The following is a 24,989-nucleotide window of genomic DNA, read 5'->3' as shown; positions in this document are numbered from 1 at the left end:
TGGGGGGGCCCTAAATCCGCGCCCGCCGGGGCGCCCCCCGCCCCCCCGGGGGGGGGGGGGGGGGGGGGGGCCCCCCCCGCGGGGGGCGCCCCCCCCCCCCGCGCCCCCGCCCGGCCCGCGAGCGCCCTCCTCGAACCGTCCCCAGGAGACCCCGTGCGAATACGCACCCGTGCCGCCGCCCTCGGCGCGTCCGCGCTGCTCTGCGTCACCGCCCCGGCCGCCGCCCCCGCGCTGGCCGCCCCCGCTCCGACCGGGACCGGCTCTGCGGAGGTGACCGTCGAGTACTTCCCGGACCCGGATGCCGAGGGGCGGTACACCGAAGTCCCGGCCACGGCCCCGCAACGTCTGACGGACCGCCAGAAGACGGCTCCCGAAGCGGCACCGGCCCGCGCGTCCGTCGGCTCGATCCAGCGCAGCGGACCCAGCGACGCGCGACTCGACCTCGTCGTCATGGGCGACGGCTACACCGCGGCCCAGCAGGCCGACTTCCGCGCCGACGCACAGGCCAAGGTCGAGTCCGTCTTCCAGATCGAGCCCTACAAGAGCTACCGCGACCTCTTCAACATCTGGGTCGTCGACGCCGTCTCCCAGGACTCCGGGGTCTCCGGCGACCCCACCAAGGACGTCGTCAGGAACACCGCCCTGTCCTCGTACTTCTGGTGCGGTGACATCGAACGGCTGCTGTGCGTCGACATCGACAAGGTCAGCGCCCACGCCGCCCAGGCGCCGGCCGCCGACATCGTGTTCGTCCTCGCCAACACCACCACCTACGGCGGCGCCGGTTACAGCGGCGTGCAGAACGACGTCGGCTACGACGGCATCGCGACGATGTCCTCCGACAACGACCGGTCCACCCTGATCGGCGCCCATGAACTCGGCCACTCCATCGGGCACCTCGCCGACGAGTACACCTACGACACCTACGGCCGCTACCAGGGCGCCGAGCCCACCGACCGCAACTCCTCCGTGCACGACGCCGCCCACCAGATCGCCCACCAGGTCAAGTGGTGGCGGTGGATGGGCGAGCAGGACCCCGCCGGAGGCGCGGTCGGCACCTACGAGGGCAGCGGGTACTACCCCCAGGGCCTCCACCGCCCCACCGCCAACTCGCTGATGCGCAAGCTCGACACCGACGCGTTCAACCTCGTCGGACGCGAGGGGATGATCGGCGGCTTCTACCGGTACGCCAAGGCGCTGACCAGCCCGACGCCGACGGACCGCCCGGTGGGGGCCCACCACCCGATCCGCGCCCGGCTCGCCTCCTTCGACCGCCAGGGCATCGCCCGGGTCCAACTGCGCTGGTACGTCGACGGCGTCGAGGTCCGGCACGCCCGCGGCGAACGGGTCGTGACCCCGCGGCAGTTGGGCGTGCGCGGCGACGGCCACGGGCGGACCGTCACCGCACGGGCCGTCGACGCGACCTCCGCGATCCGTGATCCGCAGGTCCGCGAGGCGGCCACCAGCTCCCTGACCTGGACCGTCGGCCACCACTGAGCCGGCCGCCCGCTCCGGCTCCGCATCCCGTCACCCGCCGTAGCGGCCGGTAGATTCGGGGGCGTGCACCCTTCTCCTTCCCACGCCCCCGACCCGTCCGCCGCTCCCGACGACGCCGGCACCACCACTCCCACGGCCCCGGCCGGCTCGCCCGCCCGGTTGGTCAACGAGTTCCACCGGGCGTTCGGGCTCGACGCCCGCACCGTCCCGGAGGAGGTGCCCGCCCGGCTCGCCGCCCACCGACAGGACCTCCTGGACGAGGAAGTGGCCGAGGTCGCGGAGGTCGCCGTCGACGGCCCCCTCGACCGGCTCGCCCACGAACTCGCCGACGTGGTCTACGTCGCCTACGGCACCGCCCTCGTCCACGGCATCGACCTCGACCGGGTGATCGCCGAGATCCACCGGGCCAACATGAGCAAGCTCGGCCCCGACGGGGTGCCCCGGGTGCGTGCCGACGGCAAGGTGCTCAAGGGCGACCACTACCGGGCACCCGACGTGGCGGCCGCCCTCCGGGACCAGGGCTGGCGCCGCCCGGCCGCCCCCGCCGCGGACCCCTCGGTCTGACCACGCCCGGCACCTCGACGCGATCAGGCGGAGGCCGCGGTCACGAGGTAGCCCGTGCCCTGGGAGATGATGGGGTGGTCGCGGACGAGTTCGTCGGAAGCGGCGAATCCGTCGGTCAGCAGCCGGGCGTGCGGCGCGAGCTGCTCGATGAGGTCCTCCACGGCATCGGGGATCTCCTCCACCTGCTGGGGAGTCAGACGTCCGTCGACCAGGAGGTCTCCGCTGTGGGCGGCGACCCGGCGCAATGCGAACAGCCGGTGCAAACCGTGCAGGAGGTGTCCTGCCTCCGGGGCCACCGCCTGACGGGCCGCTGACAGCAGGGCTTCGGCCGCCAGCCGATGGGCATGGGCGTTGACGAGTTCGAGGGCCGGAGTCACGGCGCGGTTCCACCGGTTGAGGGGGTTTCCGGGCTTGCCCGTGCGCAGCCGGGTCCGGGCGCGGTGGTGCCAGATGCGTTCGACGTCGGCCAGCAGGTCCTGGAGGACGTCGGGATCCGTCAGGCAACGGTCGGTGTCCGGGGCGGTGCACGCCACCTTCGGGGTGAAGCCGCCCAGCAGCATTTCCCCGGCGGCCTTCACCCAGATGACGAGGTTGTCGCCCTCGGCGGTGATCGTGCCCTCGTTCGCTGCGAGTTGGCCCGCGATGCCGTTCGCCAGGAGGAGGCCCTGGGCGCCGCAGCGTTCACGGCATTCGGTCATGACGGAGCGGGCCTGCCAAGTGATCCACCCCTTGGCGATGGCTGTGAGCCGTTCCACGTCCGCATGCTCCGACGCGTCGGCCACCGCCCACCGCTGGACCACGGTGCGCTGGAGGAGCGTTGCGGCGTAGGTGGTGGCGAGGGCGTCGACGAGCGGGCCGTGGTGACTGCGGTGGGCGAAGAGGGGGACGGTGGTGGCCGCGGTCGCGTCGGCCGTGTGCCGGGTGTGGGAGTGGCGTACCGCGACGGTGAGGGCGTGCCGGGTGACGCCGAGGCTGTAGGCGCTCATGCAGAGCTTGCCGGTGGTGACCCGGCCGATGGAACGCAGGAACCGCTTGCGTGCGCTACCGATCGAGCTGCTGAACGTGCCGTCCGGGGCGAGCCTGCCGTGGTCGGCCTGAAGCATCGCTTCGTACGGAAGGCGGACCTGGTCGAAGGAGGTTGCGCAGTGGTCGACGGGGGCGGTGGCCGTCTGGGCGAGTCTGCGTATGCCTATCCCCGGCAGGGGGACGCCCAGGTCGTCGCTGAGCGGGGTCAGGAACAGAAAGACGCCGTTGTCCCTCCCATCGGCGGTGATCAGCCGCGCGGCGACGACCGCCGTCTTCGGCCCTCCGGTCGAGCTGGTGTTGGGCATCCATTTCCGTGCGGCCAGGGTGGGCGTGTTGAGGACGAACTGACGGGTTTCGGGGTGATAGGTGGCCGTGGTCTCCAACTGCGAGGCCGAGTTGCCGTGTCCCGCCTCTGTGCACAGGAAGGTGCCGGTGCGCCGCATGCCCGTGAACGCACCGAGGTTCCGCTGCGGCCCGTCGTGGTCGAGGAGGCTCCCGAGGAACAGGTTGTAGTGGATGGACGCCACGGTGCCGAGGCCGGCGTCGGCCGGACCGACCCACTCGTGCAGGGCGGAGAGTCGCTCCACGTCCGCGACGAGCTCCAGGGGGTCTGCGATGGCCTCGTTGATCAGTTGCAGTCGTTCGTAGGAGAGTGCGGCGCGCTCCTCGTGGGTCAGTCCCTCGCGAAAGCGGAACGCGGCAGTGCTGTAGAGCTTGCGCCACGGCTCGTGGATCTGCTCGAAGCGCTCGCCGAACAGAGAGCGGGTCAGTTCTGCGACGACTGAGGGGCCCTGTTCGCAAGAGATTTGTGAGGTCACGCTGTGGGACGGTAACGGATACCCTAGGTGATGACAGCATGATCATCAACACGATTGAAGTGGTGCGGAATGCGGTATGTTCCCACAATCATGCGCAGTGATGCCTAGGTGTTTTCGGTGTCTGGCGTCATCCTGCCGGTTTGGTTCGCGTAGGACCGACACGGGCGGTCGAGGTGCTGGCCAGTCAGGATCCTTCACCGTCCGCGGGGCTTCGGAGCACTTCGCTCCGCTGGCCCGCGCGGGTAGCGTACGCGTTCTCCGTTCCCAACGGGCGCCGCATGGGAATGACTTGACCGACTGCGCTCATCGTCGCCCAGGGGCGTGGACACCGGCGGCCATGCGAGTCGCACCGACCGGAGCCGGTCGGGGTCGCCGGCCGTCACGGCGAGGAGGGCCCGACGCCGAGGGGCGCTCGCCACGACGTTCCGTGTCGTTGTTGGGCCGATCGGGTGAGTTCACGTAAGAATGGTCCAGTGGGGAAGAAAAGCGCGAGCCAGGACGGGGTGGGCCGTTGAACAGCCACGACGTCACCGACGAACAGTGGGAAGGGCTGGCCCGGGTGGTTCCACTGCGCGGGCGGGACGAATGGCCCTCCTGGACCGGACACCCGGCGGAGCCGGAAGGGGCGAGGGAGCCTCGGCGCCAGTTCGTGGTGCTGCGCGTCAACGTCTTCTCGGACGCCCGTGAGGTGGCGGAGACCCTGATGTCGGGCATCCCCGTCCTCCTCGATCTGACGGGCGCCGAAACGGACGTGGCCAAACGCGTACTCGACTTCAGCAGCGGAGTGGTCTTCGGCCTCGGCAGCGGGATGCACCGCGTCGACCGCAACGTGTTCCTGCTGGCGCCGCCCGGCACCGAGATCCAGGGACTCGTCGCCGGCGCGACCTTTCCCTAGGCCCGCCGATGGCGATGGCGATGGCGATGGCGATGCCGGTGTGGGTGTCGGTGTCGGTGTCGGCTTCCGCCCCGGGTCCCGCACCCAACGTCAGCCACCCGGCCCGTTCCCCCGTTCGTAGGAAAGTCACCCTGAGGGAACGGTTCGGCGCGACGGGCGGTCCCTACCGTCGTGGTGCATGACAGTGCTCACCCCGGGCGCGGCCGAGCCGGGCACCCGAACCCTCCGGCCGGCCCTCACCGAACTCCGACTCACCGCCTGTGCCTCCCACATCGGCGTCACCTTGCCGGTGGAGCCGCTGACCATCCTCACCGGTCGCAGCGGCAGCGGGCGCAGCAGCGCTCTGCGCGCCTACCGGGCGCTCGCCCGGCTGGCGGGCGGGGCGTCCCTCGCCCGGGCGTTCCCCGACCCCGCCGGCTGGGTGCCCGAACACCTGGGTCCCGACGTGAGCGGTCGCCGGGGGTTCCGCGTCGGCTGCACCGTCGACGGTCCGGCCGGTCCGGTCCGCCTGGACCTGGCCGTCCAGGTCGAACCCGAACTGCGGGTCGCGGGTGAGCGGCTGACCGGAGCGGACGGCACCGAACTGTTCGTCACCGCGCTGCGCGATCCCACCCGGTCCACTGTTCAGGCCGCCTGGTACACCGCGGGGGCCGCCGTCGTCACCCGTGCCCCCTTCCCCGACGACCGGCTGGGCACCGCGGTGGTGCCGCTGCGGGTCGCGGGCCGCACCCCCGGGCAGCGCAGGGTGCTCGCCGCCGCCGAACAAGTCGTCGTGGCCCTGCGTTCCGTCTTCGTCTGCGACCCCGACCCCGAGCGGATGCGTGCCACCGGTCCGCCGCCCGCCGGCACGGAGCGGGACACCGGACGGCTCCTGCCCGACTGCGGCAACCTCGCAGCCGTGCTCCGTCGCACCCGCACCGAATGCGCCCAGCGCCACGCCCGGCTGGTCGCCGCCGTCCGTGCGGGCTGCCCGGGCCCGGTCGTCGACCTCCGCACCGAAGGCCCGCCCGACGGTACGCAGCGTGCCGTGCTCGACCGCGGCGACGGGCGCCTCACCCCCGTGCAGCGGCTGGGCGACGGCGAACTGCGCTACCTCGCCCTCGCCCTCGTCCTGCTGACCGGGTCAGGGGTCCTGGACGTGGACCCCGCCACCGAGATCCCGTCCGCGTACCAGTGCCTCACCGTCCTCGCCGACGACCTCGACCGCTCGCTCGACGATCGACAGGTGCGCGAACTCGCGGCGCTGGCAGCAGCGATGTGCGAGCGTGGCCATGTGCGGCTGGTGGGCTCGGCGCGGGGAGCGGCGCAGCTGAGGGCGGGGGTGCCCGGTGATCCGCTCACGGTGGTAGACCTTGACCGGTGACCCCATCGACCCCGGCCGCTCCCGGCGCTCCCGAACCTCCCCACCGTCCCGGTCCTGAGGACTTCTCACTGGCGGAACTGCGCCGCAGACTCGTCGAGTTCGCGCGGGCCCGCGACTGGCAGCCTTACCACACCCCGAAGAACCTGGCCGCGGCGCTGAGCGTGGAGGCGTCCGAACTGGTGGAGATCTTCCAGTGGCTGACGCCCGAGGAGTCCGCCCGGGTGATGGACGATCCCGACCGCGCCCACCGCGTCAGGGACGAGGTGGCGGACGTGCTCGCCTATCTGCTCCAGTTCTGCGCCGTGCTCGACATCGATCCCCTGACCGCGCTGGCCGCCAAGATCGACCGGAACGAGAAGCGGTTCCCGGTCCCGGAGGCCGGTCCCGCTTCCGCCACGGACTCGTCGACCTGACCGACTGGTGCACCACGGGGCCGATCTGCCGGTACGGCCGCCTGCCCACCGGCCCGTTGACCGACCTGCCCACCGGCCCGCTGACCGGCCCGCTGACCGGCCCGTCAGCGGGCCGGAGGGCATGAACCGACGGTCGCCCGATCGGTGAAGTCGGAGGCCCCGCCTCCGGGTTGGTCACTCTCCGCAGTGGTCGGCTTTTCCCCAACCGCCTTCTTGTCCACAGATTTCAGGCTTCCACTAGCTATCCGTCTCAGAAGCGCTCACTCTGGGTAATGAACAGATGGGGCGCGGTCGGACGCTCACTCCCAGCGTCCAAGAAAGGCGGGGGCAAGGACATGGATGCGATGCGGCTCATCGTGATCAACAGGCAGGCACTGGCGGCGAGCGACGACGTGGTGCGCATCATGGCGGAGTCCTGGCAGGCGCAGGCCCTGGCCCAGGTGATGGGGAGTCGGCTCGCCGTCACGGGCCCGCCGGAGCTGCGCGGCGAGGCCCTGCGCCTGAGCGAGGTCGGCGGCCGGGGGTGCGGGGCGCTGTCCCCGCCGCTCCCGGGCGTCGACGGCATACGGGCGGCCCGGCTCACCGGCATCGCCGACGCCCAAGCGGCCCTCTTCGGGCTGGGCGGCCTGCTCACCGAGGTCGGCATCGCCCTGGTCGGGATCGCCAGCACCGCGGAGGACCAGGGGGCGTACTGGCAGTGCATGGAGGCGATCGACGCGGCTGACGAATGCCGTGACCGCGTCCTCGAAATGCTCCGCCGCCTACCCGCCCTCACCCGCCTCCCGGACGTGGACCCGTGAGCGGGTGCCGTGGCGCAGCGGGTGCACGGTGCTCAGGCGGAGCCGCTCCGTGAGCGCTCGACGGCGTCAGTCCCGCACGAACTCGGCGACGTACGCGTCGAAGGGCGCGATGTCGACCTCCGTGCGGAGCGCGTCCACGCGCTCGGGCTCCTCGCAGGGCCGCGGGACCGGTGCGCCGTCCCGCACGCCGGCGGTCAGGCGGCGCCACGCCAGCTGCTCCATCGGATCCTCGCTGTTCGCGCCCGTCGAGGACCGATGGTCGATCGCGGCCATCCCCCTGAGTTCCACAGCCAACGCGGCAACGTCCTACCCCGCTGTCAACTCCCTTGGTCGGTAGGTGTGTTGTGCGTCCCTCCGCCGGAACGGGCCCGTCCCGGCGCCCCGAGGACGTCCGGGGGTTAACCCCCGTGCTGAACGCCGGGCAGCAGCATGCCGCTGGAGCCTCACCCGCCCCTAGCGTCACCACTAGCGAATCCCCAGCTCGAAGGACCACGATGCGTGTATCCCCCCTGGCCACCCTCGGACTCGGTGTGGCCGTCCTGTTCTCCGGTGCGTTACCGGTCGCCGCGGCGCCGGCGGAACCCCGCGGAGCCCTGTCCCGCTTCACCGAGCAGCGCCTCACCTGGGGCGAGTGCCCGGCGCAGCAACCGGAACTGGCCGCGGCAGGCGCGCAGTGCGCGAAGGTGACCGTCCCGCTGGACTACGCGGAGCCCCGCGGACGCACGATCCGCATCGCGGTGTCCCGGGTACGGGCCGCCTCACCGGAGGGCCGCAGCGGCATCCTGTTGTCCAACCCGGGCGGACCCGGCGGCACCGGACTCGGCCACCCCCTCTCCCTGCGACCCGTTCTGAAGGACGTGGCGGACCGCTACGACCTCATCGGCTTCGACCCCCGCTTCCTGGGCGAGAGCACGCCGATCACCTGTGCCCCCGCCACCACCACCCCTCCCACCGGCGAGGTGACGTCACCGCGCGCCGACTTCGAGGAGTCGCTGCGGGCCGCACGGGACACGGCCCGGCGCTGTCACGAACACCAGGACAACGCGGCACTGCTCCCGCACGCCTCCACCCGCAACGTCGCCCGGGACATGGACGTGATCCGGGCCGCCCTCGGAGAACGCCGACTCTCCTTCTACGGGGTGTCCTACGGCGCGGACCTGGGCGCCGTCTACACACAGATGTTCCCCCGCCGGACCCACCGCATGGTCATCGACTCGGCGACCGACCCGGCGGCCACCCAGTACGAGCTGTTCCAGCAGTCGGGCGCCCCCGCCGAGGAGGGGCTGAACGCCTGGGCCGCGTGGACCGCCCGCCAGCACGGCACCTACGGACTCGGTCGCACCGCGGGTGAGGTCCGGGCGGCCGTCGAGCGGCTGCTCCACCACGCCGAGCGGCGCCCCGTGGCGGTCCAGGGCCACCGGCTGGGCGCCCCGCTACAACGGATGATCTTCAAGCAACTCGTCCAGCACGAGGAGCACGACGCCGTGCTGGCCGCCGTGGTGCGCGACCTGGTCACCGCCGCTGCGGGCGAACTGACCGCGCCCGGTCCGGAACTCGCCGGGTTCCTCCAGCTCCTCAGCTCGCCCGAACTGGCCGACAGCATGGTGGGCGGCGCCGTCTTCATGTGCGGTGACGGCGGCTGGCCCGCGGGCGGTTGGCCGAAGGACCCCGCGACGTACTGGCACAACAGCGTCCGCAGCCGGGCCACCGAGCCCGTCTTCGGACCGTACGTCAACGGCATGATCGCCCCGTGCGCGTACTGGGCCACCGAGCCCCGGGAAGCGGGCACGGCCATCGACAACGACGTGCCCGTCCTGATGCTGCACGCCCGCCGCGACAACAACGTCCCCCACGAGGGCGCCCTCGCCCTGCACCGTCGGCTCACCGGTTCGCGCCTGCTCACGGCGGACCTGCGCACCCACGGCGTCTACGCCCGCTCCGTCGACGGTCTGGGTGCCGTCCCCTGCGTGGACCGCACGGTCAACGCCTACCTGCGCGACGGGACCCTGCCCCCCGACGACGTCACCTGCGCCGAACCGTCCGCCCGATAGCCTCGCCGGATGACGCCCGCTCCGCACGTCCCGCCCGCCCTGGAACCCTGGGAACCCGCACCCCTGTCCGCCGTGGTCGAGTGGTTCGCCGCGGCCTCCGTTCCCTGGTGGATCGCCGGTGGCCACGCCATCGAACTCGCCGTCGGCCGTGCGGTCAGGACCCACGGCGACATCGACGTCCTGCTGCTGCGCCGCGATCAGCTGGCGGTCCAGGAGGTGCTGGCCGGGTGGGAGTGGTGGGCGGCGGACCCGCCCGGCGAGTTGCGCCCCTGGGCACCCGGGGAGGTCCTCCCGGTCGGGGTCCACGACATCTGGTGCCGCCCCGGCCCCACCGCACCCTGGCGGCTCCAGGTCATGCTCGACGAGGCCGAGGGCGGGCACTGGGTCTCCCGGCGCAACCCCCGGGTACGGCGGCCCCTCGACCTCGTGGGCACCCGCACCGCCGAGGGGGTGCCCCACCTCGCCCCGGAGGTGCAGCTGTTCTACAAGGCCAAGCAGCCCGGGGCGAAGGACGAGCAGGACTTCGCGGCGGCGCTCCCCGTGCTCGGCACGGAACAGCGGCGGTGGCTCGCCGGGGCCGTCGCCGCCACCTACGGGGACCACCCGTGGGACGCCGAGCTGCGCCGACCGGGCAAGGAACGCCCCTGACCCCGCACCCCGCGGGGCGCTCCGCGCCGGCCGGGCTCACGCCAGCTGGGGCATCACCTCGGAGGCGACGAGCTCCAGGTGGTCGAGGTCATCGAGGTCCAGGATCTGGAGGTAGACCCGCTCGGAGCCGACCGCGGCGTACCGGCCCAGCTTCTCGACCACCTCGGCCGGCGAGCCCGCGAGACCGTTCTCCTTCAGCTCGTCCACCTCCCGGCCGATCACCGCCGCCCGGCGCGCCACCTCCTCGTCGGTGCGCCCCACACAGGTCACCAGGGCGTTGGAGTACACCAGGTCGGAGGGCGCCCGCCCCAGCTCCTCGGCGGCGGCCCGGACCCTGCCGAACTGTCGCTCGGTGTCGGCCACCGAGGCGAAGGGGATGTTGAACTCCTGGGCGTACCGCGCGGCCAGGGCGGGCGTCCGCTTCGCCCCGTGCCCGCCGATGAGGATCGGCAGCGGGGTCTGCGCGGGCTTCGGCAGCGCGGGGGAGTCCTTCAGCTGGTAGTGGGTGCCGTCGAAGGTGAACCGCTCGCCGACGGGCGTCTCCCACAGCCCGGTCACGATCGCGAGCTGCTCCTCCAACCGACCGAACTTCTCCTTGGGGAACGGGATGCCGTACGCGGTGTGCTCGTCCGCGTACCAGCCGGAGCCGAGGCCCAGTTCGACCCGGCCGCCGGACATCTGGTCGACCTGCGCCACCTGGATCGCGAGGACTCCCGGCAGCCGGAAGGTGCCCGCCGTCATCAGCGTGCCGAGCCTGATCCGCCGGGTCTCCCGGGCCAGGCCCGCCAGGGTGGTCCACGCGTCCGTGGGGCCCGGGAGACCGTCCACCGAACCCATGTGGAGGTAGTGGTCGGACCGGAAGAAGGCGTCGTAGCCCAGGTCCTCGGCGGCCCGCGCGACGCGGAGCAGCGTGTCGTAGGTGGCACCCTGTTGGGGCTCGGTGAAGACTCGTAGATCCATGTCCCCCATCATGCCCGGCAGCGGGGAGCCGGCGGCGGCAACCCCGCGACCCCGCACCCGCGCGTCCCCGCCCCGTCGCCTGGAGCCCGGGTCGGGGACGCGCTTGGTGCCGCCCTGGTCAGAGCCTCGGGTCCACCGGCTCCGACTCCAGCGCGAGGACCGCGAACACCGCCTCGTGGACCCGCCACAGCGGCTCCCCCGCGGCCAGCCGCTCCAGCGCCTCCAGGCCGAGCGCGTACTCCCGCAGCGCCAGCGACCGCTTGTGGCCGAGGTGCCGGGAGCGCAGCCGCTCCAGGTGCTCCGGGCGGGTGTACTCGGGACCGTAGACGATCCGCAGGTACTCCCGTCCCCGGCACTTGATCCCCGGCTGCACCAGACGCTGCGACCCGACCCGGGCCAGCGCCTCCAGCGGCTTGACCACCATGCCCTCGCCCCCGGCGTCGGTCAGCTCCTGCCACCAGTCGACGCCGGCCCGCACGGACGCCGCATCCCCGGTGTCGACGACGAGCCGTCGGGTGGGGGCCAGCAACCCCGTCGCGTCGTGCGCCACCAGCAGGTCGATCAGCGCCAGCTGCTCGTCGTGCGGCAGCCTCGCCAGCGAACGGCCACGGGTCGCCAGGACCTGGAACGGTGCGAGTCGCACCCCCTCCAGGCCCTCGGTGCTCCAGCAGTACCTGCGGTACGCCTCGGTGAAGGCGGTGGCGTCCTCGATCCGCCCCCGGTGCCGTTCCAGCAACTCCCCGACGGGCGCGCCCCGCCCCGCCGCGGCCTCCAGTGCGCTCACCGCCCGCGGCAGCACCACGCCCGCCGCGGCGCCGACCGCCGCGTACTGGGTGCGCAGCAGCCCCGCAGCCTTCAGCGACCACGGCATCAGCTCGGCGTCCAGGAGCAGCCAGTCGGTGTCCAGCGACTCCCACAGCCCCGCGGCCGTCGCGGCGGCCCGCACCCGGCCGATGACCTCCTCGGTGACCGCCGGATCGTCGAAGAACGGGCGTCCCGTCCGGGTGTACAGGGAGCCGGTGGGGCCGTCCACCCCGAAGCGGGCCCGTGCGGCGTCCGCGTCCCGGCACACCAGGACCACGGCCCGCGACCCCATGTGCTTCTCCTCGCACACGACCCGGGCGACCCCGTCGGCCGCGTACTGCGCGAACGCCTCCACCGGGTGTTCCAGATGGCCGTCCAGCGACGAGGTCGCGGTGGGCGCCATGGTCGGCGGCAGGTACGGCACGAGCCGCGGGTCGACCGCGAAGCGGCTCATGACCTCCAGGGCCGCCGCCGCGTTCTCCTCCCGTACCGCGACCCGGCCGCCGTGCCGGGTCTCCACGGTCCGACGGCCGACGACGTCGGTCAGGTCCAGGGGGCGCCCGTCCTGCCCGCCCGGCGCCTCGGGCACCAGGGGGCGCACCGGCTCGTACCAGACGCGCTCGGCGGGCACCTCGACCAGTTCGCGCTCCGGGTAGCGCAGGGCGGTCAGCTTGCCGCCGAAGACGCAGCCGGTGTCCAGACACAGGGTGTTGTTGATCCACTGGGCCTCGGGCACCGGCGTGTGCCCGTACACCACGGCGGCGGAGCCCCGGTAGTCCTCCGCCCACGGGTAGCGCACCGGCAGCCCGAACTCGTCCGTCTCCCCCGTGGTGTCGCCGTACAGGGCGTGCGAGCGGACCCGGCCCGAGGTCCGGCCGTGGTACTTCTCCGGCAGGCCCGCATGGGAGACGACCAGCCGGCCGCCGTCGAGCACGTAGTGGCTGACCAGTCCGTCCACGAAGGCGGCGACCCGGGCCCGGAACTCCTCGCTCTCGTCCGCCAGCTGCGCCGCGGTCTCGGCCAGGCCGTGGGTGAGCTGCACCTTGCGGCCCTTCAGCCAGCGCCCCAGCTTGTTCTCGTGGTTGCCGGGCACGCACAGGGCGTTCCCCGCGGCGACCATGTCCATCACCCGGCGCAGCACCCCGGGGCTGTCCGGTCCGCGGTCGACCAGGTCACCGACGAACACGGCGGTCCGGCCCTCGGGGTGGACGCCGTCGACGTAGCCGAGCTTGCCGAGCAGGGCCTCCAGCTCGCTGCGGCAGCCGTGCACGTCACCGATCAGGTCGAACGGGCCGGTCAGATGGGTCAGGTCGTTGAACCGCCGCTCGGTGACGATCCGCGCCGACTCGATCGCGTCGACCCCGCGCAACACGTGCACCTTGCGGAAGCCCTCGCGTTCCAGCCCGCGCAGCGAGCGGCGCAGTTCCCGCTGGTGACGGCTGACCACCCGGGCCGGCAGGTCCGCGCGTTCGGGTCGTTCGGCGTTGCGCCGCACGCACACCGACTCGGGCACGTCCAGGACGATCGCGATGGGCAGCACGTCGTGTTCACGGGCCAGCCGGATCAGCTGGGCCCGCGCCCCGGACTGCACGTTCGTCGCGTCGACGACGGTCCGCCGGCCCCCGGCGAGGCGTTTGCCCGCGATGTAGTGCAGGACGTCGAAGGCGTCGCCGGACGCCGACTGGTCGTTCTCGTCATCGGCGACCAGGCCCCGGCAGAAGTCGCTGGACAGCACCTCCGTGGGCCGGAAGTGCCGCTGGGCAAAGGTCGACTTGCCGGAGCCGGTGGAGCCGATGAGGACGACCAGGGACAGGTCGGTGACGGGCAGGACGCGCACGTCCTGCGCGGTGGTGGTGTCGGTGCCGCTCATGCCGCGGTCCCCTCCTCGGTGCTCTCGGTGCTCTCGGTGTCCGGGGCGGCGCCCCGGCGGAACAGGGCGAGCTGCGTCGGCGCGCCCACCTCCGGGTCCTCGGGGCCCACCGGCCGCAGCTCCACGGTGTAGCCGTGCCGTACGGCCACCTGCTGCGCCCAGTCGCGGAACTCGTCGCGACGCCACTCGAAGCGGTGGTCCCGGTGCCGCTTGTGTCCGGCCGGCAGTGACTCCCAGCGGACGTTGTACTCGACGTTCGGGGTGGTCACGATGACCGTCGCGGGACGGGCCGCGCCGAACACCGCGTACTCCACGGCGGGCAGCCGCGGCGGGTCGACGTGTTCGATGACCTCGCACAGCACGGCCGCGTCGTACCCTTCGAGCCGGCGGTCGGTGTACGTCAGCGAGCCCTGGAGCAGCGTGACGCGGGACGCCTGGCGCTCGCCCATCTGGTCCAGCCGCAGCCGCCGGGCGGCAACGGTGAGCGCACGGGCCGACACGTCGACCCCGACGACCTCCGTGAAACGGGGGTCAGCCAACAGTTCCTTGACCAACTGGCCCTGGCCGCAGCCGAGGTCGAGCACCCGGGACGCACCGGTCCGGGCCAGCGCGGTCACGATCGCCGTGCGGCGGGCCCGCGCCAACGGCACCGGCTTCTCCTCGGTGTCCGTGCTCTCGTCGACGGCGTTGTCGATCTCCTCGACCTCGGTGTCGTCGCTCTGCGCGAGGCGTTCCAGGGCGAGCCGTTCCAGCGCGGTGCGGGCGAGGCCCCAGCGGTGGTTGAGGTACCGGCTGGTGATGACCTGCCGCTCCGGGTGGGTCGCGAGCCAGCCCTCCCCGGCGCGCAGCAGCTTGTCGACCTCGTCCTGCGACACCCAGTAGTGCTTGGTGTCGTCCAGCACCGGCAGCAGGACGTAGAGGTGGCGCAGCGCCTCGGCGAGCGTGCGGCCCGAGCCCTCCAGGACCAGGGACACGTAACGGGAGTCTCCCCACTCGGGGAAGCGTGCGTCGAGCGGTACGGGGGTCGCGGTGACCGTCCAGCCGAGCGGTGCGAACATCCGGTGCACCAGTTCGGCGCCCCCGCGCGCGGGGAGCACCGGAACCTCGATCCGCAGGGGCAGCGGTTCGGCGGCCCGTGCGGGCAGCGTCGTGCACTGGCCCTTCAGCGCACTGGAGAACACCCGGCTGAGCGCGACGGCGAGCAGGGAGGACGCCGCGTAGGGGCGGTCGTTCACGTACTGCGCGAGGGCGGCGTCGGGTGTGCTGCGCTCCTTGCCCTTGAGCTTGCGGACCAGCGCCACGGGGTCGACCTCCAGCAGCAGCGCCGCCGTGCAGCGCTCCGCGGTCGCCTCGGGGTAGAAGACGTGGGCGGTGCCGTGCGAGGTGGAGAACGCCTGGCTGCGGTCGGGATGCTTGTGCAGCAGGAAGCCCAGATCGGTCGCGGGACGTTCAGGATGACCTGTAGCGGTGATGGTGAGGAACACCCGTACGAGTATTGCGGGCGGGTACCGGCCGGGGCGAGGGAGTTTTCCGGGCGCCCGTCCCGGGGTGGTCCGTGGGGGTGCGTCAGGCGGAGAGGTCCGCCGGGGTGTGGCTACCCGTGCGGACGCACCTGGGCAAGATCACCTGAGTGCGCCAGCTGCAACGGTTCTGACCTGCGATGTTGCCCTGCGCGACCGGCTGGCCGCGGGGACGGTCCGGCGCCGCGGGCGGGCCGGTGGAGATGCGCCGTCATCCGACGGATCGTCACATGAGGGGGCGACGGTACCGGCTCTCGTCAGCGCGCGGGCAAGCCTCCGCACGCGGCCGGTGCTTGACGGAGGATCACATGCATGCTCGACGCTTTCTCGCCTCGGCCGGGGTGGCCGCGGCGACGGTCGCCCTCACCGCGCCGCTCGCCCTCGCGGCGGGCGTTCCGGCCGGCGGGGCGCCCGGCCCCCGGCCCGGTTCCGACACCCTGTCGTTCTCGCCGGACCCCGTGCGGGCCGGACACACCACCACCGTGCGCACGTTCTCCTGCGGGAACAGCGACACCGCCACGGTGAACGCCGAGTCCCTGGGCGTGCGGCACGTCCGGCTCACCCGCGACGGACGTGACGGACGTGACGGACAGGGCGGACAGGGCGGACGCGACCTGAGGGACGACCAGGATGCCCGGGGCGGCCCGCAGTCCGGCGCCCGGGACGAACTGAGCGGACGCCTCGACGTGCCGTGGAACACCCGCCCCGGCCGCTACGACGTCCACGGGACCTGCAACAACGGTGCGCACCTCGCCGGAGTGCTGGAGGTCGTGCCCTCCAGCGGATCGCACGCCGGATTCGGCGGCTCCCGCGCCGACGAACACGGCACCCTCACCACGGCCGCGGGCGGTGTCCTGATCGTCGGCGCGGTGGCGGGCGGCGCGTTCCTCCACCGGGCGCGGCGCCGGGCCGTCTGACGCACTCGCCCGGAACGGGCCCGCACCCGTGCCCCGGCCGGGTGCGGCCACGGCAAGAGCACGGGGCGAACGGAAGGAGACCCGGGATGGACCCGTACCCAAGGAGGCCGGCGCGCTACTCCGCCGAGGGCGAGGCGCTGCTCGCGGCGCTCGACGTCCACCGCAGGGCCGCCCGGGCCCGGGTCGATCGACGGCACCGGGTGGGGTGGTCCTCCCTCGCGCTTGCCGTCCTGGTCGGGGTGCGCCTGGTGCAGGGCGACCCGGTGGCGGGACCGCCGCAGCCGGCGCCCGCGGCGGCGGTCCGTCCCGCCCCGTCGGCCACGGCGTCGGCGGGCGCGGCCCAGGCGGGCGCGGAACCCCTCACCGTCGCCCGCCCGGCGCGGGTCCAGGTGCCGAGCATCCGGGTGGACGCCCCGCTGCTGGACGTCGGTTACGACCCGCAGGGACAGATCGAGGCGCCCGCGCCGACCCGGCCGGACACCGCGGGGTGGTTCAGCGAGGGACTCACCCCGGGCGAGCGCGGAACCGCGGTGATCACCGGCCATGTGGACACCCGCACCGGCCCCGCCGTCTTCTACTCACTGGGCCTGCTCCGCCCGGGCGAGACCGTCGAGGTGCCCCGCGCCGACGGGCAGACCGCGGTGTTCACCGTCGACGGCGTCGAGACCTTCAAACGCGAGGGGTTCCCCGCCGAGCGCGTCTACGGCGACACCGGGCGCCCGGAACTGCGCCTCATCACCTGCGGCGGCTCCTACGCGGGGGAGAGCGGCTACGACGCGAACGTGGTCGTCTTCGCCCACCTCACCGGCGTGCGCTGAGCTGGCACCTTCGGGTGTCGACCGGCACGCCTGACCGGGTTCCTCCGGCTGAGTGGGCCCGACCGGGCGCCGGCGAGGCTCACCGACGGGCCCGACCGGGCGCCGGCGGTCCCCACCGACGGGCCCGACCCGGTGGCGGCGGGCCTCACCGACGTGCGCCGAGCAACGCCCGGCCCGTCGCCCACAGTGCCGTCAGCACGGCGACCGTCAGGTACCCGGCGCCCACCGCGGCGAGCGGCCCCCACGGGACGACCACCGGGGCCGGCGCCCCGACCAGTGCCAACGCCGCAGCCAGCGCCCCCAGGTGCACCGCCGCCACCAGTGAGCCCAGCACGGCACCCGTGCCGACCAGCACGGCCGCCTCCCACCCGACGACCCGGAGCACCTGCCCCCGGGTGGCCCCCGCCAGTCGCAGGGCCCGAAGCTCCGGAAGCCGGTCCGCGGCGGCCATCAGCGTCGTGTTGGCCAGCGCCAGCGCCCCGTACAGCACCGCGATCCCGAGGACCAGCAGGAAACCGATCCGGGTCGCCCCGTTCGCGCGCGGAGCCAGCGCCCGCGCGTACGCCTCGCCCGTGCGGACCCGGCCGTCCCCCGCGGCCGTCCGCAGCGCCGCCGCGACCGCACCCGCCCGGGCCCCGGGCACCACCCGGACCTCGACGCGGTCCACCACGGCGCCCGGCGCGTTGGCCGGCGTGACGTACACGCCCTGGGAGCCGGTACCGGTGCGCAGGACCGCCGCGATCCGCAACCGCACCCGCTGACCGTCCGCCCGCCACACGGTGACGTGCTGCCCCACCCGGTGCCGCTGCCACTCCTCGTTGACGACGAGGGACCCGTCGTCCAGGTCCCGCACGTCGCCCGCGGCGACCGGGAGCGTCGTGGTCGCCGCGAGGGCCGCGGGGTCGACGGCGCGCGCCTCGGACCGGACCAGCGCCGTCCCCTCCTCCAGTACGTGCACCTCGCTCGCCGCGGACGGGGACACCAGCGCGCCGGGCACCCGAGCGAGCGCCGCGACCCCCGCCCGGTCCACGCCCGTGACCACGAAGTCCGCCGTCGTCCTGCGCTCGACCTCCCGCGCCTTCGCCCCGTTCAGGGTGGCGGTCGTCCCGAGCAGGGTGCCGGTGAGCGCCACGGTCACCAACACCGGGGACGCCACCGCGGCCCCGCGCCGGACCGCCGTGGACACGCCCGCGCGGACGAGTTCGCCGCCGGCCCCGGGCAGCCGCGCCGGCAACCGGGTCAGGGCCCGGGCCACCGGACCCACCCAGCCGGGTGCCAGCAGCGCCACCGCGACGATCAGCAGCGCGGGCCGGCTGGTGTACGTCTTGCGGTGCAACAGCTCGCCCGGTTCGGCGACCAGGGAGTACCCGAGGAGTCCCAGCGCGGCCACCAGCAGGCCACCGCCCCACAGCAGCCGGCCCCGGGTCAGCACCCCGTGGTCGACGGACGCCTCCCGCAACGCCTCGGCCGGGCCGGTGCGCCCCGCCCGCCAGGACGCCGCCGCCACCCCGGCGAGGGCCACCGCGAGCCCCGTCCAGAACGCCAGATGGTACGGCCAGCGGTCCGGGCCGATCCGGAAGCCCTCGGGCGCCGCCTGACGGGCCACCAGCAGGCGGGCCAGCAGCGGCGCCGCCCAGCCGCCGAGCAGACACCCCACCGCCGATGCGGTCCCCCCGACGAGCAGCCCCTCCGCGTACACCGTGCGACGCACCTGACCCGGGGTCGCCCCCGCCGTGCGCAGCAACCCGAACTCCCGGCGTCGACGGGCCACCGAGTACGCGAACGTCGACGCGACCACGAACACCGACACGAACCCGCAGACCCCGCCCGCCGTGCCGAGCAGCGCGACGAGTGCCGTGCGCGCCGCCCGCTCCCGTTCCGTACCGGGGTCCGCGAGCCGCCGCTCGGTGCCCGTGAGGACCCGCACCCCCGGGTACCGGTCGTCGGCGACCACCGCGCGCACCGCCGCCGACGGGGCGTCCACGACCACGTGGTCCCCGGCGGCGAACCGCGCCGCGTGCCGCTCGGTGAGGAACACGGCCCGCTCGAACACGGTGGGGGCGGCGGCCGTCCCCACCACCCGGAGCACGCCCCGGTCGGTGTCGACCCGTTCGCCGGGCCGCGCCCAGCCGCCGGCCGCGACGGCCTCCCCGTCCCGCACCGGCGCACGCCCCGCGGTCAGCCGGTACGAGGCGAAGGCGGCGGTCGACCACGGGTGGGCGACGAGTTCACCGGCGCCCTCGGCCCGCACCGGGAACGTCCGGTCCACCACCGTGGGTCCCAGCTCCGCCAACTCCCGCAGCAGGGCGCGCGGCACCGCCCGGGGCCCGCTCCACCTGCCCTTGCGGGGGCCGGCGGGGGTGTCCACCCGGAGGGTGTCCGCCCCCCGGACCAGCACCGGTGCCGCCGCGAACCGCTCCGGCTGCCGCTCCGGGGTCCGGGTCGCCGAGGCCAGGGCCAGGCCCATCGCGGTGAGCACTCCGACGCCCAGCGCCAGGGCCAGGAAGCCCCCGAGGAAGGTGACCAGACGCTCGCGCAGTCCGCACCACGTCACGCTCAGCACGTCGCCGCCCCCACCCGGGCCTCCAGCGCGGTCATCCGTCGGGCGACCTCCTCGGCGCCCGGCGCGGTGACCTCCCCGGCGAGCGCCCCGTCCACCAGGAACACCACCCGGTCGGCGCGGGCGGCGGCCGTCGGATCGTGGGTCACCATGACGACGGTCCGCCGCTCCTCGTCCACCAACTCCCGCAGCAGGGTCAGCACCCCGCGGCCCGCGACGGTGTCGAGCGCGCCGGTCGGCTCGTCCCCGAACACCACCGAGGGGCGGGTGATCAGGGCGCGGGCCACCGCGACCCGCTGCTGCTGACCGCCCGACAACTGGGCGGGCCGGTGCCGGGCCCGGTCCGCCAGCCCGACCCGGGCCAGTGCCTCCCGCACCCGGGCCCGGCCGGGACGGCGGCCCGCCAACCGCAGCGGCAGCGCCACGTTCTGCTCGGCCGTCAGCGACGGCAACAGGTTGAAGGACTGGAACACGAACCCGACCCGCTCCCGCCGCAGCAGGGTCAGCCGCCGCTCACCGAGTCCCGTCAGCTCGGTCCCGTCGAGGACCACCGACCCCGAGGTCGGCCGGTCGAGCCCGGCCGCGCACTGGAGCAGCGTCGACTTCCCCGACCCGGAGGGGCCCATGACCGCCGTGAAGGTGCCCCGCTCGAAGGAGAGGGACACTCCGTCCAGGGCCGTCACCGGGGTGCCGCCGCGGCCGTGCGGCCGGTGCACCCGAGTCACCGCGGCCAGCCTGATCACCTTGTCGTCCATGCCGTCCACTCCACCGCGCCGGACCCCGCCGGGTCAGCGGGGCACGGTGGAGAACCGGGGTAGGGCCTGCCCCACCCCCGGACCTCCACCCAGCGCCCTGGGCCGGCCCCGGACGCCCGCCTACCGTGGTGCCCATGCGCAGCGAACCAGGGCGGCACCCCGCTCCCGCCCCACCGTTCACCTTGGTCGCGCCCCTGGCGGACGGGGCCCCGGCATCGACCGCCGGCGAAGGGCCCGGCACGGGCCTGCGCGAGGCCCTGGGTTCCCCGCGCCGACTGCGCTACCTGCGCACCCGTTGGCCCTGGCGGGCGGTCGGCTACCTCCTGACCGGCGCCCTGCTGGGCCCCGTCCTCCTGGTGGCCCTCCTGCTCACCGCCACGGCCGGGCTCGCCCTCGCGCCGGTGCTCCTCGGACTGCCGCTGCTGGCCTCACTGGTGCTCCTCGGGCTGCCGTTCGCCCGGTTCGAACGGTGGCGGTTGCGCCTGGTCCGGCACACCGCGACCGATCCGCACCGACGGGTCACCGCACCGGGGCCCGGCGCCTGGGCCCGGGTCCGCTTCCGGGAACCGGTCACCTGGCGGGAGTTCGGGTACGCCGGGCTCACCGCGCTCCTGCTGTGGCCGCTGGAGGCGCTGGCGGTGGCCCTCGCCCTGGGCGCGCCCCTGACCCTCGTCGGCGCGCCGGCCCTGATGGCGACCGTCGGCGGCGGCGAGGAGGTCCGGGTGCTCAAGCTGTGGCTCGTCACCTCGTGGCCGCTCGCCTGCGCCTGCGCCGCCCTCGGGGCCGTACTGATCGCCCCCGGACTGTACGCGCTCGGCTGGCTCGCCGAGGTCCGCGCCGGCATCGCCCGGGCCCTGCTGGGCCCGCGGGACACCACGGCCGAGCGGACCGTGCGGGAGCTGAGCCGCTCCCGGGTCCGGCTGGTCGACGCCTTCGACGCCGAACGGCGCCGGATCGAACGGGACCTGCACGACGGGGCGCAACAACGGCTCGTCGCCCTGACGATGACCCTGGGCCTCGCCCGCCTCGACGCCCCGCCGGGACCGCTCGCCGACACCCTGGCCCGCGCCCACGACGAGGCCGGACGGGTCCTCGCCGAACTGCGCGAACTCATCCACGACATCCATCCGAAGGTCCTCACCGACTTCGGTCTGGAGGCCGCCGTCCAGGACGCCGCCGACCGCTCACCGGTGCCCGTCGACGTCGTCGCCGCACTGCCGGGCCGGCTCCCCGGGCCGGTGGAGGCCGCCGCCTACTTCGTCACCCGGGAGGCCCTGGCCAACGTCGCCCGGCACAGCGGTGCCCACCGGGCCAAGGTCGCTGTCCGGCACGCCGCCGGGACGCTGGTCCTGGAGGTCGACGACGACGGCCGCGGCGGCGCCGACCCGGCGGCCGGCAGCGGACTGACCGGACTCGGCGACCGCGTGTCGGCCCTGGATGGCACACTCACCCTGTCCAGCCCATCGGGCGGACCGACCCTGCTGCGCGTGGAGATCCCTTGCCGACCGACCGAGCGGACCCGTCCCAGCTGACGGCCGGCACCCGTGCGCCCCGGCCGCTGCGGGTGGTCCTCGCCGAGGACAGCGTCCTGCTGCGCGAGGGACTCGTCGGCCTGCTCGCCCGCTTCGGGCACCAGACGGTGGCCGCCGTCGGGGACGCCGCCGCGCTGACCGTCGCCGTCGCGGACACGGACCCGGACGTCGTCGTCACCGACGTGCGGATGCCGCCCGACTTCGAGGACGAGGGGCTGCGCGCCGCCGTGGCCCTGCGCCGCGCCCGGCCCACCCTGCCGGTCCTCGTACTGAGCCAGTACGTGCAACGGGCCTACGCGGCCGACCTCCTCGACTCGGGCGACGGCACGGGCGTCGGCTACCTCCTCAAGGACCGGATCGGCCAGGTCGAACAGTTCCTCGGCGCACTGCGCGCGGTCGCCGACGGCGGCACGGTCGTCGACCCGGAGGTGGTCCGCCAACTGCTGCGCCGCCGCCGCGATCCCCTACAGCGGCTGACCCCGCGCGAACGGGAGGTGCTGGGCCTGGTCGCCGAGGGACGCTCCAACAGCGCCATTGCCCGGGAACTCGTGGTCTCCGACGCGGCCGTGGTCAAGCACATCGGCAGCATCCTCGCCAAGCTGGACCTGCCGCCCGCGGGCGACACCCACCGCCGGGTCCTCGCCGTCCTCGCCTACCTGCGGTCCTGACCCGGCCGCCGCCGGCACCGGGGCCTTCACGGTCGCGCGGCGCGCGGCGCGCCGGCGGGAAGGCGCACTCGCGTCGTGAGGGTGCGGATTCGGGGAAGGTAGACGCCATGGGATTCCACGTTGACTCCGAGACCGGGCGGCTGCGCCGCGTCATACTGCACCGGCCCGACCTGGAGCTGAAGCGGTTGACCCCCAGCAACAAGGACGCCCTCCTCTTCGACGACGTGCTGTGGGTGCGCCGGGCCCGTCAGGAGCACGACGGGTTCGCGGACGTGCTGCGGGACCGCGGCGTGACGGTCCACCTCTTCGGTGATCTGCTCACCGAGGTGCTGGACGTGCCCGAGGCCCGAGCGCTGGTCCTGGACCGGGTCTTCGAGGAGAAGGAGTACGGTCCGCTCGCCACCGGCCATCTGCGGGCCGCCTTCGCGGGGCTGCCCGCGCCCCAGTTGTGCGAGGCGCTGGTCGGCGGCATGACCAAGCGGGAGTTCCTGGAGGGCCACGCCGAACCCACCTCCGTCCGCTTCCACGCCATGGAGCTGGACGACTTCCTGCTCGGCCCGCTGCCCAACCACCTGTTCACCCGGGACACCTCCGCATGGATCTACGACGGCGTGTCCATCAATGCGATGCGCTGGCCGGCGCGCCGCCGCGAGACCGTGCACTTCGAGGCGATCTACCGGCACCACCCGCTGTTCGCACCGGAGTCGGCGGGACCGTTCAACGTCTGGTCCGAGGGGCTGGCCGACTACCCGTCCACCATCGAGGGCGGTGACGTCCTGGTGATCGGCAACGGCGCGGTCCTCATCGGGATGAGCGAGCGGACCACGCCCCAGGCCGTGGAGATGCTCGCCCACAAACTGTTCGCGGCCGGGTCCGCACGGACCATCGTCGCGCTCGACATGCCCAAACGGCGCGCCTTCATGCACCTGGACACGGTGATGACGATGGTCGACGGTGACACGTTCACGCAGTACGCCGGGCTCGGCATGCTCCGCTCGTACACGATCGAGCCCGGTGTCGACGTGCGGGAGCTGAAGGTCACCGACCACCCGCCGGAGCACATGCACCGGGCCGTCGCCGCGGCCCTCGGCCTCAGCGAGATCAGGGTGCTCACCGCCACCCAGGACGTGCGCGCGGCGGAGCGGGAGCAGTGGGACGACGGCTGCAACGTCCTCGCCGTGGAACCGGGCGTGGTCATCGCCTACGAACGCAACGCCACCACCAACACCCATCTGCGCAAACAGGGCATCGAGGTGATCGAGATCCCGGGGAGCGAGCTGGGGCGCGGTCGGGGCGGGCCGCGGTGCATGAGCTGCCCGGTGGAGCGGGAGGCCGTGGGTGCCGGCTGAACGCCGACCTCGGGAACGGCCTGAAGCAGCCTTGCATAGAAATGCTGTCTATCGTATAGACTTCCAAACTTCCTGACCGACGTTCTCGCCCCTGGAGCCCCGCATGGTGACTGTCCCGTCCGGTTTCACCGGCCGCCACTTCCTCAAGGAGCTGGACTTCACCGCCGACGAGTTCAAGGCCCTGGTCGTCCTCGCGGCCGAACTGAAGGCGGCCAAGAAGTCGCGCACCGAGACCCCCCTGCTGCGCGGCCGGAACATCGCCCTCATCTTCGAGAAGACCTCCACCCGGACCCGCTGCGCCTTCGAGGTCGCCGCCGCCGACCAGGGCGCCAGCACCACCTACCTGGACCCCTCCGGCTCCCAGATGGGCCACAAGGAGTCGGTCAGGGACACGGCCCGGGTACTGGGCCGGATGTACGACGCGATCGAGTACCGGGGCGACAGTCAACCCGCGGTCGAGGAACTGGCCGCCTTCGCGGGCGTCCCCGTCTACAACGGCCTCACCGACGACTGGCACCCCACCCAGATGCTCGCGGACGTCCTCACCATGACCGAGCACTGCGTCAAGCCCCTCGACGGGACCTCCCTCGCCTACCTCGGCGACGCCCGGTTCAACATGGGCAACTCGTACCTGATCACCGGGGCGCTCCTCGGCATGGACGTCCGGATCGTGGCCCCCGAGGCGTACTGGCCCGCCCGCGGGGTGGTGGACCGGGCCCGTGCGCTGGCCGAGAAGAGCGGCGCCACCCTCACCCTCACCGAGGACGTCACCGAGGGGGTGCGCGGAGCGGACTTCGTCGCCACCGACGTCTGGGTGTCGATGGGGGAGCCCAAGGAGGTCTGGGCCGAGCGGATCGCCGCCCTCGGCCCGTACGCCGTGACCCTGGAGGTGCTCCAGGCCACCGGCAACCCGGACGTGCGGTTCCTGCACTGCCTGCCGGCCTTCCACGACCTGGGCACCCGGGTCGGCCGCGACATCCACGAGACGTACGGCCTGGAGTCGCTGGAGGTCACCGACGAGGTCTTCGAGTCCCCGTACTCCGTCGTCTTCGACGAGGCCGAGAACCGGCTGCACACCATCAAGGCCGTCCTGGTGGCCACGCTCGCCGACTGACCGGGGCGGGAGCGGCGGCGGGCTCGTCACCCGCCCCCGCTCCCTCCGGG

At 73.8% G+C, this 24,989-nt stretch carries 21 protein-coding genes; 14 read left to right on the top strand and 7 right to left on the bottom strand.

The window, feature by feature from the left end; genetic code table 11:
- Positions 1 to 153: 153 nt before the first annotated feature.
- Together ACFV88_RS10240 and ACFV88_RS10235 are read left to right on the top strand one after the other, a co-directional pair.
- The gene (locus ACFV88_RS10240) at positions 154 to 1,494 is read left to right on the top strand and encodes a M64 family metallopeptidase (protein WP_385488199.1); all 1,341 of its coding nucleotides are present in this window, start codon (positions 154 to 156) and stop codon (positions 1,492 to 1,494) included.
- 159 nt (positions 1,495 to 1,653) lie between these two features.
- Positions 1,654 to 2,058 carry a MazG nucleotide pyrophosphohydrolase domain-containing protein gene (locus tag ACFV88_RS10235; protein WP_385488685.1) on the top strand — a complete coding sequence of 135 codons (405 nt, stop codon included), beginning with the start codon at positions 1,654 to 1,656 and terminating at the stop codon, positions 2,056 to 2,058.
- Positions 2,059 to 2,081: 23 nt separating this feature from the next.
- On the opposite strand, the gene ACFV88_RS10230 is transcribed toward ACFV88_RS10235, so the two are convergent.
- The gene (locus tag ACFV88_RS10230) at positions 2,082 to 3,902 is read right to left on the bottom strand and encodes an acyl-CoA dehydrogenase (RefSeq protein ID WP_385488196.1); all 1,821 of its coding nucleotides are present in this window, start codon (positions 3,900 to 3,902) and stop codon (positions 2,082 to 2,084) included.
- A gap of 511 nt (positions 3,903 to 4,413) precedes the next feature.
- On the opposite strand from ACFV88_RS10230, the gene ACFV88_RS10225 reads away from it, so the two are divergent.
- The 4 genes from ACFV88_RS10225 to ACFV88_RS10210 all read left to right on the top strand — a co-directional run bounded on the left by ACFV88_RS10225 (position 4,414) and on the right by ACFV88_RS10210 (position 7,373).
- Positions 4,414 to 4,797, top strand: coding sequence for a cell division protein SepF (locus ACFV88_RS10225; protein WP_385488193.1), 384 nt, complete (start codon positions 4,414 to 4,416; stop codon positions 4,795 to 4,797).
- A 178-nt stretch (positions 4,798 to 4,975) separates the two neighbouring features.
- Entirely contained in the window at positions 4,976 to 6,160 is a 1,185-nt protein-coding gene (locus ACFV88_RS10220) for an AAA family ATPase (protein WP_385488190.1), read from the top strand.
- A 68-nt stretch (positions 6,161 to 6,228) separates the two neighbouring features.
- On the top strand, positions 6,229 to 6,573 hold the full coding sequence (locus tag ACFV88_RS10215) for a nucleotide pyrophosphohydrolase (protein ID WP_385488683.1): 345 nt from the start codon (positions 6,229 to 6,231) through the stop codon (positions 6,571 to 6,573).
- A gap of 335 nt (positions 6,574 to 6,908) precedes the next feature.
- Positions 6,909 to 7,373, top strand: coding sequence for a DUF6099 family protein (locus ACFV88_RS10210; protein WP_385488187.1), 465 nt, complete (start codon positions 6,909 to 6,911; stop codon positions 7,371 to 7,373).
- 66 nt (positions 7,374 to 7,439) lie between these two features.
- Here the strand turns inward: ACFV88_RS10210 and ACFV88_RS10205 are convergent, their stop codons facing one another.
- Positions 7,440 to 7,646 carry a hypothetical protein gene (locus tag ACFV88_RS10205; protein ID WP_385488184.1) on the bottom strand — a complete coding sequence of 69 codons (207 nt, stop codon included), beginning with the start codon at positions 7,644 to 7,646 and terminating at the stop codon, positions 7,440 to 7,442.
- A 221-nt stretch (positions 7,647 to 7,867) separates the two neighbouring features.
- Between ACFV88_RS10205 and ACFV88_RS10200 the strand changes: the two genes are divergently transcribed.
- Complete coding sequence (locus tag ACFV88_RS10200) at positions 7,868 to 9,424, top strand: alpha/beta hydrolase (RefSeq protein WP_385488181.1); 1,557 nt, start codon at positions 7,868 to 7,870, stop codon at positions 9,422 to 9,424.
- A gap of 9 nt (positions 9,425 to 9,433) precedes the next feature.
- Complete coding sequence (locus tag ACFV88_RS10195; RefSeq protein ID WP_385488178.1) at positions 9,434 to 10,072, top strand: nucleotidyltransferase domain-containing protein; 639 nt, start codon at positions 9,434 to 9,436, stop codon at positions 10,070 to 10,072.
- Positions 10,073 to 10,108: 36 nt separating this feature from the next.
- Here the strand turns inward: ACFV88_RS10195 and ACFV88_RS10190 are convergent, their stop codons facing one another.
- From ACFV88_RS10190 to ACFV88_RS10180, 3 genes are all read right to left on the bottom strand, one after another.
- Positions 10,109 to 11,032: an LLM class F420-dependent oxidoreductase gene (locus ACFV88_RS10190; RefSeq protein WP_385488175.1), complete on the bottom strand. Its 924-nt coding sequence runs from the start codon at positions 11,030 to 11,032 to the stop codon at positions 10,109 to 10,111.
- 118 nt (positions 11,033 to 11,150) lie between these two features.
- The gene (locus tag ACFV88_RS10185; RefSeq protein ID WP_385488172.1) at positions 11,151 to 13,706 is read right to left on the bottom strand and encodes a polynucleotide kinase-phosphatase; all 2,556 of its coding nucleotides are present in this window, start codon (positions 13,704 to 13,706) and stop codon (positions 11,151 to 11,153) included.
- Entirely contained in the window at positions 13,703 to 15,190 is a 1,488-nt protein-coding gene (locus ACFV88_RS10180; protein WP_385488169.1) for a 3' terminal RNA ribose 2'-O-methyltransferase Hen1, read from the bottom strand. Before ACFV88_RS10180 ends, ACFV88_RS10185 begins: the two co-directional genes overlap by 4 nt.
- 344 nt (positions 15,191 to 15,534) lie before the next feature.
- On the opposite strand from ACFV88_RS10180, the gene ACFV88_RS10175 reads away from it, so the two are divergent.
- Both ACFV88_RS10175 and ACFV88_RS10170 read left to right on the top strand, forming a co-directional pair.
- Positions 15,535 to 16,143, top strand: a complete 609-nt coding sequence (locus ACFV88_RS10175) for a hypothetical protein (RefSeq protein ID WP_385488166.1) — start codon at positions 15,535 to 15,537, stop codon at positions 16,141 to 16,143.
- Positions 16,144 to 16,229: 86 nt separating this feature from the next.
- A complete protein-coding gene (locus ACFV88_RS10170) occupies positions 16,230 to 16,961 on the top strand; it encodes a class F sortase (protein ID WP_385488163.1) in 732 nt (243 codons plus the stop codon).
- Between the two features lie 145 nt (positions 16,962 to 17,106).
- Here the strand turns inward: ACFV88_RS10170 and ACFV88_RS10165 are convergent, their stop codons facing one another.
- Complete coding sequence (locus tag ACFV88_RS10165; protein WP_385488160.1) at positions 17,107 to 19,524, bottom strand: FtsX-like permease family protein; 2,418 nt, start codon at positions 19,522 to 19,524, stop codon at positions 17,107 to 17,109.
- Complete coding sequence (locus tag ACFV88_RS10160; RefSeq protein WP_385488157.1) at positions 19,518 to 20,276, bottom strand: ABC transporter ATP-binding protein; 759 nt, start codon at positions 20,274 to 20,276, stop codon at positions 19,518 to 19,520. The genes ACFV88_RS10165 and ACFV88_RS10160 overlap by 7 nt, the downstream gene beginning before the upstream one ends.
- A 134-nt stretch (positions 20,277 to 20,410) precedes the next feature.
- Between ACFV88_RS10160 and ACFV88_RS10155 the strand changes: the two genes are divergently transcribed.
- The 4 genes from ACFV88_RS10155 to argF all read left to right on the top strand — a co-directional run bounded on the left by ACFV88_RS10155 (position 20,411) and on the right by argF (position 24,939).
- Positions 20,411 to 21,808 (top strand): sensor domain-containing protein, encoded by a 1,398-nt coding sequence (locus ACFV88_RS10155; protein ID WP_385488154.1) that lies wholly within the window; start codon positions 20,411 to 20,413, stop codon positions 21,806 to 21,808.
- 32 nt (positions 21,809 to 21,840) lie between these two features.
- Entirely contained in the window at positions 21,841 to 22,476 is a 636-nt protein-coding gene (locus tag ACFV88_RS10150) for a response regulator (protein WP_385488680.1), read from the top strand.
- A 107-nt stretch (positions 22,477 to 22,583) separates the two neighbouring features.
- Positions 22,584 to 23,825, top strand: coding sequence for an arginine deiminase (locus ACFV88_RS10145; RefSeq protein ID WP_385488151.1), 1,242 nt, complete (start codon positions 22,584 to 22,586; stop codon positions 23,823 to 23,825).
- A gap of 103 nt (positions 23,826 to 23,928) precedes the next feature.
- Positions 23,929 to 24,939 carry an ornithine carbamoyltransferase gene (argF, locus tag ACFV88_RS10140; protein ID WP_385488148.1) on the top strand — a complete coding sequence of 337 codons (1,011 nt, stop codon included), beginning with the start codon at positions 23,929 to 23,931 and terminating at the stop codon, positions 24,937 to 24,939.
- The last annotated feature ends 50 nt before the right edge of the window (positions 24,940 to 24,989 follow it).

The sequence above is a fragment of the Streptomyces sp. NPDC059816 genome (assembly GCF_042732055.1).
Classification (GTDB): domain Bacteria; phylum Actinomycetota; class Actinomycetes; order Streptomycetales; family Streptomycetaceae; genus Streptomyces.
This window is presented reverse-complemented; position numbering and strand designations above follow the sequence as displayed.

Coding starts and splice junctions, on each gene's coding strand:
- ACFV88_RS10155 (WP_385488154.1), top strand. CDS start 20,411: ATGCGCAGCGAACCAGGGCGGCACCCCGCTCCCGCCCCACCGTTCACC.
- argF (WP_385488148.1), top strand. CDS start 23,929: ATGGTGACTGTCCCGTCCGGTTTCACCGGCCGCCACTTCCTCAAGGAG.
- ACFV88_RS10170 (WP_385488163.1), top strand. CDS start 16,230: ATGGACCCGTACCCAAGGAGGCCGGCGCGCTACTCCGCCGAGGGCGAG.
- ACFV88_RS10185 (WP_385488172.1), bottom strand. CDS start 13,706: ATGAGCGGCACCGACACCACCACCGCGCAGGACGTGCGCGTCCTGCCC.
- ACFV88_RS10145 (WP_385488151.1), top strand. CDS start 22,584: ATGGGATTCCACGTTGACTCCGAGACCGGGCGGCTGCGCCGCGTCATA.
- ACFV88_RS10190 (WP_385488175.1), bottom strand. CDS start 11,032: ATGGATCTACGAGTCTTCACCGAGCCCCAACAGGGTGCCACCTACGAC.
- ACFV88_RS10210 (WP_385488187.1), top strand. CDS start 6,909: ATGGATGCGATGCGGCTCATCGTGATCAACAGGCAGGCACTGGCGGCG.
- ACFV88_RS10175 (WP_385488166.1), top strand. CDS start 15,535: ATGCATGCTCGACGCTTTCTCGCCTCGGCCGGGGTGGCCGCGGCGACG.
- ACFV88_RS10160 (WP_385488157.1), bottom strand. CDS start 20,276: ATGGACGACAAGGTGATCAGGCTGGCCGCGGTGACTCGGGTGCACCGG.
- ACFV88_RS10205 (WP_385488184.1), bottom strand. CDS start 7,646: ATGGCCGCGATCGACCATCGGTCCTCGACGGGCGCGAACAGCGAGGAT.
- ACFV88_RS10195 (WP_385488178.1), top strand. CDS start 9,434: ATGACGCCCGCTCCGCACGTCCCGCCCGCCCTGGAACCCTGGGAACCC.
- ACFV88_RS10220 (WP_385488190.1), top strand. CDS start 4,976: ATGACAGTGCTCACCCCGGGCGCGGCCGAGCCGGGCACCCGAACCCTC.
- ACFV88_RS10200 (WP_385488181.1), top strand. CDS start 7,868: ATGCGTGTATCCCCCCTGGCCACCCTCGGACTCGGTGTGGCCGTCCTG.